The 14,162-nt window shown below is 69.1% G+C and carries 15 protein-coding genes; 9 read left to right on the forward strand and 6 right to left on the reverse strand.

Features of this window, described 5'->3' with window-relative positions:
* The 8 genes from AN233_RS01610 to AN233_RS01645 all read left to right on the forward strand — a co-directional run.
* Positions 1–822 (forward strand): carbohydrate ABC transporter permease (locus AN233_RS01610; protein WP_058365128.1); only part of this gene is annotated, 822 nt, incomplete at its 5' end.
* 2 nt (positions 823–824) lie between these two features.
* On the forward strand, positions 825–1,952 hold the full coding sequence (locus AN233_RS01615; protein WP_058365129.1) for an ABC transporter ATP-binding protein: 1,128 nt from the start codon (positions 825–827) through the stop codon (positions 1,950–1,952).
* A gap of 121 nt (positions 1,953–2,073) precedes the next feature.
* On the forward strand, positions 2,074–3,138 hold the full coding sequence (locus AN233_RS01620) for a Gfo/Idh/MocA family protein (RefSeq protein ID WP_058365130.1): 1,065 nt from the start codon (positions 2,074–2,076) through the stop codon (positions 3,136–3,138).
* A gap of 84 nt (positions 3,139–3,222) precedes the next feature.
* A complete protein-coding gene (locus AN233_RS01625) occupies positions 3,223–4,194 on the forward strand; it encodes a sugar phosphate isomerase/epimerase family protein (protein WP_058365131.1) in 972 nt (323 codons plus the stop codon).
* Between the two features lie 6 nt (positions 4,195–4,200).
* Complete coding sequence (locus AN233_RS01630; RefSeq protein WP_080508295.1) at positions 4,201–5,343, forward strand: Gfo/Idh/MocA family protein; 1,143 nt, start codon at positions 4,201–4,203, stop codon at positions 5,341–5,343.
* A gap of 150 nt (positions 5,344–5,493) precedes the next feature.
* Positions 5,494–6,147 (forward strand): YIP1 family protein, encoded by a 654-nt coding sequence (locus tag AN233_RS01635; RefSeq protein ID WP_058365132.1) that lies wholly within the window; start codon positions 5,494–5,496, stop codon positions 6,145–6,147.
* 120 nt (positions 6,148–6,267) lie between these two features.
* Positions 6,268–8,454 (forward strand): DHH family phosphoesterase, encoded by a 2,187-nt coding sequence (locus tag AN233_RS01640; RefSeq protein ID WP_058365133.1) that lies wholly within the window; start codon positions 6,268–6,270, stop codon positions 8,452–8,454.
* A gap of 80 nt (positions 8,455–8,534) precedes the next feature.
* Complete coding sequence (locus AN233_RS01645; protein ID WP_058365134.1) at positions 8,535–9,146, forward strand: hypothetical protein; 612 nt, start codon at positions 8,535–8,537, stop codon at positions 9,144–9,146.
* Positions 9,147–9,177: 31 nt separating this feature from the next.
* Here the strand turns inward: AN233_RS01645 and AN233_RS01650 are convergent, their stop codons facing one another.
* The 3 genes from AN233_RS01650 to AN233_RS18305 are packed head-to-tail and all read right to left on the reverse strand — an operon-like array spanning position 9,178 to position 10,594.
* Entirely contained in the window at positions 9,178–9,543 is a 366-nt protein-coding gene (locus tag AN233_RS01650) for a hypothetical protein (protein WP_058365135.1), read from the reverse strand.
* A gap of 50 nt (positions 9,544–9,593) precedes the next feature.
* A complete protein-coding gene (locus AN233_RS18300; protein WP_343123566.1) occupies positions 9,594–10,004 on the reverse strand; it encodes a hypothetical protein in 411 nt (136 codons plus the stop codon).
* A gap of 5 nt (positions 10,005–10,009) precedes the next feature.
* The gene (locus AN233_RS18305) at positions 10,010–10,594 is read right to left on the reverse strand and encodes a phosphotransferase (RefSeq protein WP_343123567.1); all 585 of its coding nucleotides are present in this window, start codon (positions 10,592–10,594) and stop codon (positions 10,010–10,012) included.
* A gap of 123 nt (positions 10,595–10,717) precedes the next feature.
* Between AN233_RS18305 and AN233_RS01660 the strand changes: the two genes are divergently transcribed.
* Positions 10,718–11,776: a matrixin family metalloprotease gene (locus AN233_RS01660; RefSeq protein ID WP_058365136.1), complete on the forward strand. Its 1,059-nt coding sequence runs from the start codon at positions 10,718–10,720 to the stop codon at positions 11,774–11,776.
* Positions 11,777–11,809: 33 nt separating this feature from the next.
* On the opposite strand, the gene AN233_RS01665 is transcribed toward AN233_RS01660, so the two are convergent.
* The 3 genes from AN233_RS01665 to AN233_RS18405 form a co-directional block, all read right to left on the reverse strand.
* Complete coding sequence (locus tag AN233_RS01665; protein WP_058365137.1) at positions 11,810–12,928, reverse strand: DUF63 family protein; 1,119 nt, start codon at positions 12,926–12,928, stop codon at positions 11,810–11,812.
* An 88-nt stretch (positions 12,929–13,016) separates the two neighbouring features.
* Complete coding sequence (locus tag AN233_RS01670) at positions 13,017–13,466, reverse strand: Lrp/AsnC family transcriptional regulator (protein WP_058365138.1); 450 nt, start codon at positions 13,464–13,466, stop codon at positions 13,017–13,019.
* A 114-nt stretch (positions 13,467–13,580) separates the two neighbouring features.
* A complete protein-coding gene (locus AN233_RS18405) occupies positions 13,581–14,090 on the reverse strand; it encodes a DUF7528 family protein (RefSeq protein ID WP_449271517.1) in 510 nt (169 codons plus the stop codon).
* Positions 14,091–14,162 lie beyond the last annotated feature (72 nt).

Consider the following 14,162-nt stretch of genomic DNA (forward strand, 5'->3'; position numbering starts at 1 on the left):
GGGTTCTTCCTGTTGACGACGCTGTTCCCGTTCTACTGGCTGCTGATGGTGGCGCTGACGCCGCGAAACGACCTCCAGAACATCTTCCTGCTGCCCGGGGGTGAGCCGAACTTCCTCGTGTTCGTGGAGATGTTCGAGGCGGTCGCGTTCCACCGCTACATGTTCAACAGCTTCGTCATCGCGACGGTGACGACGGTGGTGGTGCTGGTGATCGCCAGCCTCGCCGGCTACGTGTTCGGTCGCCTGCGGTTCAAGGGGAAGGCCCCGTTGATGCTGCTTATCCTCATCGTGTCCTTCTTCCCGCCGGCGTCGTTCTTCGTGCCGCTGAACCGGCTGTTCAACACGAATTTCGACGTGTTGCGCCCGCTGGTGTCGGACGGATCGCTGTACAACACCCCGTTCGCGATGATGATCCCGTTCTCGGCGCTGTTCCTGCCGCTGTCGATCTTCATCCTCACCACGTTCTACTCGCAGATCCCGGACGGGCTCGAGGATGCGGCCCGCGTCGAGGGGACGACCCGCATCGGTGCGCTGTTCCGCGTGATCGTTCCGCTGTCGGCGCCGGGCGTGGCGACCGCGGGCGTGTTGACGTTTATCTCCGTGTACAACGAGTACTTCTTCTCCTCGTTGATGACGGACGGCCGCGTCGATAGCTGGGCGCCCATCGTGGAGGGAATCCTCCGCTACCAGGGCCAGTACGAGGTGCTGTTCAACCTCATGGCGGCCGCGAGCATCGTCGGGGTTCTCCCCGTCGCGATCCTCGTGGTCGTCGCACAGGAAAAGATCGTGAGCGGACTGACACAGGGGGCGGTGAAGGAGTAACCATGGCGAACGTAACGCTCGAACACATCACCAAGCGGTACGAGGACGTAACGGCAGTCGACGACATGAACCTCGACATCGAGGACGGCGAATTCGTCACCTTCGTCGGTCCGTCGGGGTGCGGCAAGTCGACCACGATGGAGACGATCGCGGGGCTGACGCTGCCCACCGAGGGGACCATCGAGATCGGCGGACGCGACGTGACGGACCTGCCCCCGAAGGACCGGGGGATCTCGATGGTGTTCCAGAACATCGCTCTGTTCCCCCACATGGACGTGTACGACAACATCTCCTTCGGGCTCCGCCTGCGCGAGTACGACCAGGAGGAGATCGACCGCCGCGTCGAGGAGGCGGCGGACATCGTCCAGTTGGAGGGAATGATGGACCGGATGCCCGAGGAGATGTCCGGCGGTCAGCGCCAGCGCGTCGCCATCGCACGCGCCATCGTGCGCAACCCGGACGTGTTCCTGATGGACGAACCGCTGGCGAACCTCGACGCGAAGCTCCGCGTCCACATGCGGACGGAGCTCCAGCGGCTCCACAAGGAACTCGACACGACGATCATCTACGTCACCCACGACCAGGCCGAGGCGATGACGATGTCGGACCGCATCGCGGTCATCGACAGCGGACAGCTCCAGCAGATCGACCCGCCGCTCGTCTGTTACAACGAGCCGACGAACCTGTTCGTCGCCGGCTTCATCGGCTCGCCGTCGATGAACTTCGTCGAGGGCGAGGTGACCGCGGACGGCTTCGACGCCGAACACGTCACCGTCGACTTCGACCCCGACGCCTACGACGTGTCGGTGGGCGACGAGGTGACGCTTGGGATCCGCCCCGAGGACGTCTACCTCGCTGACGGCGTCGAGTCGGTCGAAGACCCGTCCGCGGTCGTCGACGCGTGGACCGACGTGCTCGAACCGATGGGCAACGAGGTGTTCGTCTACCTCAAGCTCGCGCAGGACGCCGAGCTCCGCATCGACGAGCGCGACAGCGACCAGCTGCTGATGAGCGTCGACCCGGACGTCGAGGTCGAGGAGGACGGCGAGATCGACGTCGTGCTCGACCGGAGCCGGGTCCACCTCTTCGAGACCGGGTCCGGCGACGCCATCGTCCACGGGCTGGACTGACTCCGGCCCCGGCCGGCGGCTTTCGGCTCCAGCCGGCGGGTTTCGGTCCCGACCACGCCGTCGACCTGACCCCGATGCCGGAACGTGAATCTTAACAACAATCGTTGTGAAAACTGTTCTCATGGACGATCCCAACGACGTTCGGGTCGGCATCGTCGGCCTCGGCGGTATCGGCCACCACCACGCGAACCGACTCGCGGAGCGGGGCGCGAACCTCGTCGGCGGCATGGACATCGACGCCGACGCGCGCACGCGATTCGCCGAGGCGTTCGACGCCGCGGTGTACGAGGAGGCCGAACACCTCTACGAGGAGGTCGACGCCGTCCTCGTGACGACGCCGAACCGGTTCCACGAGGAGTACGCGCTCTCGGCGCTCGATGCGGGCCTCGACGTGCTGCTGGAGAAGCCCCTCGCGCACGACCTCGAGAGCGCAGAGCGCATCGTCGAGGCAGCAAAAGAGGCCGACGGCTTCTGCATGGTCGGGTTCAACAACCGCTTCGCGGAGCCGGTGCAAGTCCTGAAACACGAGCAGGCGGAGGGCCGGTTCGGCGACGTGCGGCACGTCGAGGCCAACTACGTGCGCCGGCGCGGCATCCCCGGCCGCGGGTCGTGGTTCACGTCGAAGGGCGTCGCGGGCGGCGGTTCGCTCATCGACATCGGCGTCCACGCCATCGACCTCGCGCTCTACTTCCTCGACTATCCCGAGGTCGTCGAGGTCTCGGGCGTCACCCGCTCGGCGTTCGGCGGCCGCGACGACTACACGTTCGTCGAGATGTGGGGCGAGGACGCGGGCCCGGAAGGGTTCGACGTGGACGATTCCGCGTCGGCGTTCATTCGCGGTGCGGACGGCCGTACCGTCTCGCTGGAGGTCGCGTGGGCGACCAACCGCCCGACGAACGACGAGTTCGTGATCCGCGGGAGCGACGCGGGCGCGCGCTTCGACCGCGACAGCCACGACCTCACCATCTTCGAGTCGAAGACCGGCGGCGGTCACCACCACGCCGACCAGCACGTCGAGACGCGCGAGAACGACACCCACGCCACCGAGCAGGGGGTCTTCCTCGAGGCGGTCGCCGAGGGCGAGGCGCCGACGATCAACACCGTCGAGCAGGCGCTGACGGTCCAGAAGGTCATCGACGGCATCTACCGCTCCTCCGAACAGGGCGGCGCCGTGCGGCTGGACTGACGCCGGAACCGACGCCCTGGCTCATCGCCGCCGGCGGTCACCTCATCCTGAAGGTTTATTCGGTTCGTAGTACAAGCGCCGCACATGGATATCGGCGTACTCACCGTTCCGCTCGGCGACCAGTCCGTCGAGGAGGCGTTCGCGTACCTCGAGGAACTCGGGGTCGACGCGGTCGAACTCGGCGTCGGCGGCTGGCCCGGCGAGGACCACCTCGACCGCGAGCGACACCTCGAGAGCTCCGAGGCGCGCGAAGAACTGCTGGCGGCCGTCGAGGAGCACGACCTGCGCATCTCCGCGCTGGCGACGCACAACAACCCGCTCCATCCCGACGAGGAGCGCGCCGCCGAGGCCGACCGCGAACTGCGCGAGGCGGTCGAACTCGCGGACGCGCTCGACGTGGGCACCGTCACCTGTTTCTCCGGGCTGCCCGCGGGGGCGCCCGGTGACTCGACCCCGAACTGGATCACGGCACCGTGGCCGACCGAGCACAAGGAGGCGCTCGACTACCAGTGGGAGGAGGTCGCGATCCCCTACTGGCGCGACCTGGCGGACCACGCCGAGGCACACGAGGTGGACATCGCCATCGAGATGCACCCCAACATGCTCGTCTACGAGCCGGAGGGAATGTTACGGCTCCGCGCGGAGACCAGCGAGCGGATCGGCGCGAACTTCGACCCCTCCCACCTCTACTGGCAGGGGATCGACGTGACGGAGGCGATCCGCCTGCTCGGCGAGCGCGGCGCGATCCACCACGTCCATGCCAAGGACACGAAGGTGTACGAGTCCAAGGCGCGCGAGAAGGGCGTCCTCGACACGACCGACTACACGAACGAGCCCGAGCGCTCGTGGCTGTTCCGCTCCATCGGCTACGGTCACGGCGAGGCACACTGGAAGGACGTTGTCTCGACGCTCCGGATGGTCGGCTACGAGGGCGCGCTCTCCATCGAGCACGAGGACAGCCTCACCTCTTCCCGCGAGGGGCTCGAGAAGGCCGTCGACGTGCTCTCGCGGGCCGTCTTCGAGACGACGCCGGGCGACGCCTACTGGGCGGAGTGATCCCCGATGAGCGAGACTCCCCCCGACGAACCCCTGAAGGTCGGCGTCCTCGGCTACCGGTTCATGGGCAAGGCCCACGCCAACGCGCTGGCGCGGCTCCCCATGTTCTTCCCCGACGCGCCCGACGTGGAGCGTCACACCCTGATCGGCCGGAACGAGGCGGCGCTCGCGGACGCCGCGGAGCGGTTCGGTTTCGCCCACACGGAGACCGACTGGGAAGCCGCGCTGGAAGAGGTCGACGTGTTCTACAACCTCGGCCCGAACCACGTCCACGCGGAGCCCTCCATCGCGGCGCTGGAGGCCGGGATCCCGGTCTTCTGTGAGAAGCCGCTCGCGCCGACCCTCGAGGAGGCCGCGGCGATGCGCGACGCCGCCGCGGCCGCGGACGTGCCCGCCGGCTGCGCGTTCAACTACCGATTCGTCCCCGCGATCCGCCACGCGCGGAACCTGATCGCGAACGGCGACCTCGGCGAGATCCGGCAGGTCCGCGGGCGCTACCTGCAGGACTGGCTCGTGGACGAGGAGGCGCCGTGGGCGTGGCGGATGGACGCCGACATGGCCGGCTCCGGCGCGCTCGGCGACCTCGGCGCCCACACCGTCGACCTGCTGGACTTCCTCGTCGCCGACGAGACGGGGCCGATCGAGAGCCTGTCCGGCCAGCTCCGGACGTTCGTCGGCGAGCGCCCGGTCTTCGACGACGCGGGCGGGGTCGAGGAGTACCGCGACGTGACCGTCGACGACGCCTACACCGCGCAGGTGCGCTATGAGAGCGGCGCGGTCGGAACGCTGGAGGCGACCCGGATGGCGACCGGTCACAAGAACGATCACACCGTCGAGGTCCACGGCTCGGAGGGGAGCCTGCGCTTCTCGCTGGAGCGGCTCAACGAACTGGAGGTACTCCGCGAGGGCGACCGCGGCTACCAGACGGTGCTGGTCACCGACGAGGATGACCCCTACCTCGACCACTGGTGGCCGCCGGGCCACGTCCTCGGCTGGGAGCACACGTTCGTCCACGAGAACTACGAGTTCCTCTCGGCGGTCGCGGAAGGACGCGAGTTCTCGCCCTCCTTCGCGGAGGCCTACGAGGTCCAGCGCGTCCTCGACGCCGTGGAGCGCTCCGACGAGACCGGCGAGCGCGTCGAGCTGTAGCGGCGCTTAATCGCGCCCCTCGCGAGCGGGCCATTTCTGTCTCGGTCGCGAGCGGACCGTTTCTGTCGCGGTCGCGGACGGGCTCCCCACCGCGCCGGTCACAAAAACGCAACCGCAACCGGGTTATGGACCGTCCCCGTAGTCGCGGGCGTGACCACCTGGATCGAGGATCCGCAGGGCGGCCGCGCTCGGGGGCCGCGCGCGCTGGTCCGGGCGTGGGCAGAGGTGCTGGTCCGGCCGCGCCGCTTCTTCAGAAACGGCGTCGGGCCGGGCGACCAGGCGCCCGCGCTCACGTTCGCGGTCGTCGTCGCGCTCGCGCACGCCGCGGGCTGGATGGCCGCCGACCCGAACGCCGTGCCGGGGATCACGGAGTCGACCGCCGTCTCCGTGCTGATCGCCCTGCTGGCGACGGGGGTGCTGGCCGCGCCGGTGGGACTCCACCTCACGGCTGCGGTCGCGACGGTGTCGACCATCGCCGCGAGCGTGGAGCGTCGCGCCCGTCCGCCCGAGGGCGCGGACGCCGGGACGCTGGCACGGCTCGGCGTCGGCCTCCGCGAGCGCGGCGGCGTCAGCGAGACGGTGCAGGTCGTCGCGTACGCGAGCGCGCCCTTCGCGCTCGCGGGGCCGCCCGTCCCCGCGCTCAGGCTCGCGGCCGGCGTGTACGCGACCGGCCTGCTGCTCGTCGGACTCAGAACCGTCCACGGGACGACGTGGCCGCGGACGCTGGTGGCGGGACTCCCCGCTGCGCTGGTCGGCTACGGCGTCGCCTATCGCGCGGTCGCGCCGCTGCTCGCGCTCGGCTGATCCGAACGCGCCGTCTCCGGTGGCTGGGCGGTCTCGCGCGCCCGCCGTCGCGGCGCGTGCCCGTTCGGGCGCGAACGGCTTTCGACAACCGTTTTAGGCGGGAGGGTCTCCATCCACCAAATGGGATCCTGTATCATCTGCGGCGCCTCCGTGGACGGTCGCATTTGCGACTCCCACCAGGAGGACGTCGGCTTCGAGTTCCGCGGGGACAGCCCGCACCAACTGGTCTCGGGACGCTACTACCGCGGCACCGTCGACGGCTACGCCGACTTCGGCGTGTTCGTCGACCTGGCTCCGGGCGTGACCGGGCTGCTCCACCGCTCCGAGCTCGACCGCCGCCTCGACTCGCTGGACTGGGAACCGGGCGACACCGTCTACGTGCAGGTGAAGAACGTCCGCGACAACGGTAACGTCGACCTCGCGTGGTCGATCCGCCAGTCGGAGCGCGACTTCCGCGGCAACCTCGTACAGGAGGACGGCACCGAGTTCGTCCCCGGCGAGGATGCGGGCGAGGAGGGGGAACCGGAGACGGAGGAGTCCGAATCGGAGCCGGACGCGGAGGCGTCCGCGGAGGAAGAGTCGCCGGAGCCCGCGGATGAGTCCGAGGCGGAGTCCGAAGCCGACTCCGGGTTCGAGGCCGCGGACGTGGTCGAGGCCGAGGAGGCCGACCCGGCGGAGGCCGAACAGACGGAAGCCGAGCCGGCCGAGGAACAGAGCGAGCCCGCCGCGGACGAGGCCGAATCGGGCGAGTCCGCAGACGAGGAGCCGACCGAAGCCGAGGCGGACGAGGAGCCGGCCGAGACCGACGCGGCCCTCGAGCACGTCCTCGTCGAGTCGCTCGGCGACCGCGTCGGCGACGAGGTCCGGATCGAGGGCGAGGTCGTGAGCGTCCGACAGACGGGCGGTCCGACCGTCTTCGAGGTGCGCGACCGCACGGGCGTCGTCGACTGCGCAGCGTTCGTCGAGCCGGGCGTCCGGGCGTACCCCGGCGTCGAACTCGGCGACGTAGTTCGTCTCGACGGCGAGGTCGAACTCCGCCACGACGAGATCCAGGTCGAGACCGAGGCGCTCGCGGTGCTCGAGGGCGACGAAGCCGCCGCCGTCCAGCAGCGGCTCGCCGACGCGCTCACCGACCGCGCCCGCCCCGACGCCGTCGACCCGCTCGGCGACGACGAGACGGTCGCGGCGCTCTCGGAGGGCCTGCTCGACGCGGCCGAGGCGATCCGACGCGCGGTGCTCGAGTCGCGCCCGGTCGTGGTCCGGCACCCGGCGACCGCCGACGGCTACGTGGCCGGCGCGGCGATAGAGCGCGCGACGCTCCCGCTGGTCCGCGAGGAGCACGCCAAGCGCGACGCCGTCTACCACTACTTCACCCGCCGTCCGCTGGAGGGCGCGGTGTACGACATGGACGCGGCGACCAACGACGCGACACGTATGCTGCAGGACCGCGACCGCCACGACGAGAAGCTCCCGCTGTTCCTGCTCGTCGGCACCGGCTCAACCGTCGAGTCCGAGGACGGCCTCGGCCTGCTGGACGTGTACGACGCCGACGCCGTGGTCGTCGACGCGGCCGTCGCCGACCCGGAGACGCGCGAGACGGTCGACACGCTCGTCTCGCCCGAGTTGGCCGACGTGGACGGATCGCTCTCGACGGGCGCGCTCGTCGCCTCGCTGGCCGCGGCCGTCAACGACGACGTGCGCGAGGACCTCACACACCTCCCCGCGGTGAGCTACTGGGAGGAGACGCCGGACGCCTACGTCGAGGCGGCCGCCGAGGCCGGCTACGACGCCGAGCGCGTCGCGGAGCTCCGCGAGGCCATCGCGCTGGAGGCGTACTACCAGTCCTACCAGGACAAGCGGGAACTCGTCACCGACCTCCTGTTCGAGGACGGCGGCGACCTCGCCGCGCACGTCTCCGAGCAGTTCCGCGAGAAGCTGGAGACCGAGGTCCAGACTGCGGAGGCGAACCTCGAGACGGAGCACGTCGACAACGTCACCTTCGACGTGCTCGACACCGAGGCGTACACCCACAAGTACGACTTCCCGCCGACGCCGCTGCTCCTCGACGAACTGCACCGCCGGAACCGCGAGGGCGACTTCGCGACCGTCGGCATCGGCATGGACGAGCTGTACGTCCGCACGACCGCTGACGTCTCCGTCCGCGAGGTCGCCGCCGAGGCCGCCGAGACCGCGCCGGAGGCGGACATCTCGGTCGCCGGCGTCCGCGAGGGGAAGATCGAGTTCCTCTCGGGCGCTCGCGAGGCGGTGGAGAACGCGGTCGTCGCCGCCGTCGCCGACCAGTTCTGAAGGCGCTCCCGACGTCACGCGGCGCGCCCCCCGCATCCGGAACCTCCGCACTTTTCCCCTCGACCGCCGACCGGAGAGACATGTCCGCTTCCAGACGCACGGAGCTCCGTTACCCCGGCGGGATGCGCGCGCTCTACGGTGCGGTCGCGTTTCTGGCCAGCTATCTCGCGTTCCTCCCGGTCGCCGCGCTCCGCTACGAGTCTCTGCTCGCGGACGCCACGGTGACCGTCGGCGGCGTCACCTACGAGGTGGCGGAGAACCTCGCCCCCGAGAGCGTCTCGACGGTCGAGGGCGCCGGTCACCTCCTGTTCAACGCGCAGTTCGTCCCCCTATCTGTCCCGATGGATCTCGGCGTGGGCACCGCGGCCGCGACCGTGAACCCGCTGTTGCAGGCCGGCGGGGTCCACCTCCTCTCCCTTCTCGTTCCGGCAGTCGCCTTCGCGGTCTCGGGGGCGCTGGCGACGCGGGGCGTCTCCACCTCCCGCCCCCTCCGTCGCGCGCGGACGGCGGCGATGCAGTTCACCGGCGTGGCGCCGCTTGTGCTTATCAGCATCCCGATCGTGAGCGTCTCGGCGTCGGGCGGCAACGCCGGCCCGGGCCTGCTGTGGGGGATCTTCGGCGCGGGCGTCTTCTACCCCGCCGGCGCCGGCGCAGTCGGCGGGTATCTGGCGCATAAACGGGCGGGCTTCTGAACCCGCCCGGACGGAGGGGGGTCCCGGCCGCTCAGCGGTCGTAGACGGGGCTGTTTCTGCGTCTGTACTCCTGATAGAGCGTCCGGCCGAGCAGGAGGAGGCCACCGCCGAGCAGGATCAGGGAGACGGCGTCGCTCGGGTCGCCGATGAGTCCGGTCGCGCCCCACGCGATCACGCCGACGTACAGCAGGATCCGGAACCGCGTGGTCCGGAGCCCCTCGCGGAAGACGCCCCAGACGATCAGTGCTGCGATGTAGACGCTTACGAGCGCGTCAGGCAGGGCTTCGAGGCCGAACTCGGAGACGCGGACGTACGCGGCCGCGACCGAGAGCGCGGCGAAGAAGACGACGGCGACCCGTAGCGCGGTGCCGCCGCGGTCGGTCAGTGTGTCGCTCATGTGCCCCCGTCCGCGGGCCACGTATAAGGCGGCTACGCAAGGAGCCGGCGTCAGATCTGCGACAGCAGCCGGTCCATCTCCGCGGCCATCGCGGTCGCGAGCTCCTCGCGCGATCTCTCGCGATGGGCCGCGTGCTCGTCCAGATACCCCGAGACGCCGAGGTAGGTGGGCGCGTCGTAGACGGGACGTCGCTCGTCGTGGCCCGCGGGGAGACCGCCGGCGCGCTGGCGGTAGGCGTCGCGAAACGCCGCGAGAAGCCGCTCGTCCGGTGCTCCGAACGGCGGCTCGAATAGCTGGCGCTCTGCGCGGCGGATCTCTCGCACCGGGTCTCCGACGTGCGCGATCTCCCAGTCGAGCAGGCCGAGCACCGCGGCCGGGCCCGGAGGGTCGCAGTTCGCGAAGCGGGGCGTCAGGAAGCAGTTCGGCATCGCGGGGTCGCCGTGGAGCAGGGCCGCCGGCACTCCCGTCAGCAGGCCGCGGTTGCGCTCGACCGCCGCGGCGACCGCGTCGAAGTGGTGGTCGAACCGGTCCGGCTCCGCGAGCGACCGGAACAGCTCGATGCGATCACGGAGGATGTCCGGCCACGACGCGCCGTCGATCCGGAGCCCGTCCGCACCGCCGCCGACGACGTGGCCGGGCGTTTCGAATCGGAGCGCGTGGACGCGCGCGCGAGCGCGTCTCCGACCGCTGCGGCGAGCGCGCGCCGGCGCTCGTCGGCGGCGTCGTGCCAGACTCGGTGGAGGATTCGGCCGGCGATCGGCGCGGTGGCGAGGTACGGCACGTCCGCTTCGAGATCCGCGGCGACGACCTCGGGGACCGGGACGGCGCCGTTCGCCCGGACGTAGTCCGTCACCGCCCGTTCCCGGGTTCCCCGGCTGCCGTCCCCGTCGAGCGCCGCCTTCAGAAAGACGCGACCGGGCGAGCGGTCGTCCGCGAACGTCACCTCGACCGTGCGGTTGGCGTCGTTCCACGACGGCCCCGGGTCCTCGACGGCCTCGACCTCGCGGTCGGGGAACGCGGCCGCGAGCGCCCGCTCGACGCGGTCGTCCATGGTCTGCCGCGAGTCTCTCACAGCGTAAGTGAAAGCGTTGGTGGTGGTGCGATACTGTTCCACGAGGTTGGCCGATATATCACGCCCCAAACACCTAATAAATACAGCAACCAAACGCGGGTAATGACTCGTATCATCGTAGTGTTAACCGTCTGTTTGCTGCTTGCGGGTTGTGCCGGTGGAGGCCTCGACACGGCGACACCAGACACGGCAACGACCGCCGAGACGCCAGAGGAAACGTCGACGACGGCAACACCGACCTCGACCCCGACACCAACGGACACGGAGGAGTCCACCGAGCGCGAGTCGTTTGACCCTCCACCGGACAACCCGTGGGAAACCGACCCGATCGCAGTGGCAATTTATCGGAACGACGCGCCGGAGCGTGACTACGAGCCGATCGTCCGGGAGTCGCTCAACTTTTGGGAGAACGAGTCCGAGGCCGGTCGGGTGGGTTACGAGCTCAACTACACGATCGTCGAGGACTCTGCGGACGCCGACATCATCATCGGTTTCGTTGATGAGGTGGACCGTTGTGGGGGAACGCAGGACGAGTTCGCTGGCTGCGCCGACTACATCCAGCCGGATGAGACTGCACCCTCGCCCACGATCGTCGAGGTCGCGACGATCTACAACGATAGCTCCACGCGCACCGTGTTAGACCACGAATTTGGCCACACACTCGGCTACACGCATTCTGAGAACGATATCTACGGCTTCATGAACGAGACGAATGTGCTCGCCGAGATCGACCAACCCGACATTAGCGATCGAGAGTACTTCTGGGAGAAAGAGCAGCTCTCGGTGTACGTCGCGTACAACAACTCACAGAGCCACCACCCGAAGGGGAGCCGGGATGACGACGTCGAGCGCGTGGTTGACTATTACAACGACGACGACGAACTTCCGGACGGTGTTGGGCTGACGCTGGTGGATGACCGATCGGAAGCGGACATCGTCATCGAGTTCCGCGACGAGTTGGAGGACGACTACGCGTCGATGGCGTACTACCATTATCGCGACATGGACAGGGATGGGGAGGCGAACTACTACACCTCGTTCACGATCTTAGTCGGTGAGCTGGGGTCTAACGACGCGGAAACACACGTCGGCTACCAGATGGGAATGGCGTTGTACGCACATGACTCAGACGAGGTCCCGCGACGTTACCAGGTTGAGTAAAAAGCGGTGTGGTCACAGATCGCGATCGGCGCCTCAGACGCCGAACGTCGCTCGGAGCATGTCCCGCGTCCCGGGGCCGAGCCCGACCGCGAGGACCGTCGTCAACAGGAGGATCGTGTAGCGCGGCGACTCCGTGAACATCTCGTCTTCGAACACCCAGACGACGAACGTCGCGGCCACGAGCTTCACCACGAGGAACGGCCACGCGGCGTCGAACAGGTCGACGATGGCGGCGTTGACGGGATGTTTGGGGACGAGGTTCCCCGTGCCCGTCAGAAGCGGCATGTAGTCGAGCCCGACCACGTTCGCCACCCCGTCGACCGCGTGTCCCCAGATGACGACGAAGCCCACGAAGCCGGTGCCGGCGTTGATCGAGGGCTGGAAGCGTTCGATCGCGTACCACGTCAGCACCGCCGCGAGGCTCGCGCCGACGAGGACGACCACCGTCACCTGCGGGTAGAACTCTACGTAGTCGGTCGTCGCGGCGAGGTAGCCGAGGTAGCCCACGCTCGCGGCAAGCGCGGTCGCGCCCGACGCGAACAGGGGTTTCGCGTAGTCGTCGATGGCGCCCCGCCGCTCCAGCGTGACCGCGGCGACGACGCACGCGACGGTGAACGCGAAGACGGTGAAGTAGATGAACGGGCTGATTATCAGCGCGCTGTACGGGAAGGCGATCAGGGGCTCGGCGCCCGCGCGCGTCGCGGCGACGCCGGCGTCCTCGACCGTCCGGAGCGCGCCGCCGAACAGCATGAACGGGAACAGCGCGTAGAAGAACCGCTTCTCGTCGCCGATCTCCAGCCGGTCGAGCAGGAGCACGACGCCCGCGAGCGCGACCAGCAGGGTGACGACGTAGCCGACCTCCGAGACGAGCGTGTAACCCGGGTACGCCGTTATCGCGCCCGCGGCCTCGGCCTCGGCACAGCCCGCCGACCCGAGCAGGTCGACGGTGCCGTCCGGCCGCCGGACCGCACACGAAGCTCCTTCGCCGTCCGCGACCACGGGCCCCCAGAAGTACTGCCAGAGGAAGCGGTCGTACACAAGCCGCGGCAGCGCGAGGGACCCGGCGACGAGCGCCGCGACCGCCGCGATGACGCCGCCGAGCCACGCCCGCGCGGGCGACACGCCGAACCGCCGCTCGACCCAACTGCTCATACGTTCGCGTGGGGGACCCGCGAGTTGAGGGTTCCGGTCCCGACTGCGAGAAGGCGGTGCGTCGTCCGCGGCGCGCTCCGCGCTCGTCTCAGATCGGCAGCGCGTCCGACTCGTAATCCGTCCCCAGAATGATCATCGTCTGCGAGCGCGAGAAGCCGTCCATGTTGGCGACGCGCTCGAACATCAGTTCGCGGAGCTCCTCCGTGTCGGGCGCGACGACGCGGAGCATCACGTCCCACTCCCCCGTCGTGAGGTGGATCTCCTGTACCTCCTCGATGTCGCGCAGCTTTACCAGGGCGTCCTCCTCGCGACCCTGTTCGACGCGGAGCCCCACGAGCGCGGACACGCCGTAGCCGACCGCCTTGGCGTTCACCTTCGCGTGGTATCCCTCGATGACGCCGGCCTCCTCCATGCGTCCGACACGGTCGTGGACGGTCGCGCTCGACATGTCGATCCGTCGCGCGATCTCGGAGAATGGAGTGCGAGCGTCCTCCTGTAAGATCCGCAGAATCGCCCTGTCCGTGTCGTCGAGTTCCATACCGCCGACTCGGCGGGCAGCGACTTTGAACTTCCGAATGGGGTAGGAACCGGCGAACGACTTTGGAACCCGAACAAAACGGGAGCGGAACCGACACCTCCACCCAGCGCACGATCAGTCCGCGGTCGGCACCTCCTCGCCGGCGCGTTCCGACGCCGACTCCGCGCTACATTTCTCGACCCGCAGCGGCTGGCGGCCGACGAGCCGGCAGTCGAACGCCGGGTGTTCGAGGAAGTGGCGTACGACCAGGTGACGGCGCCCGCCGGTCAGCCCCGTGCGCTCGATCTCGTCGGCGCCGAACCGGCTCGGGAGTCGCGCGTAGAGGCGCTCGACGGCCGCGAACTCGTCGAACACCTTCTCGTGACCGGCGGAGTCGGCGTGTCTCCGGGCCACGGCGTAGCTCCCGTCCTCGCGGTACTGCCCCGCGGTGTAGAGGAATTCGCGGCGCTCGGTCAGCGCCTCGTCCAGACGGTCGCGGAGTCGCCGCGCGTCGGCGCGGTCCAGCCGGTGGGCGTCGCCGTCTCCGGGATCTAAAAGCAGCGCGTCCGCGTCCTCAGGGTCGGTTCGAACCGCGAATTTCTCGACCAGCCGGGGCGTCCCGACTTCGAGTATCCTCGGATGGATGTGTCATTGCGGCCGGTGGTTTCTCCCGACCGTACTTAAGCGGTAAGGGTTCCGCAGATCCCCCGCGACCCC

Source organism: Haloparvum sedimenti (genome assembly GCF_001462205.1).
GTDB classification, from domain to species: Archaea; Halobacteriota; Halobacteria; order Halobacteriales; family Haloferacaceae; genus Haloparvum; species Haloparvum sedimenti.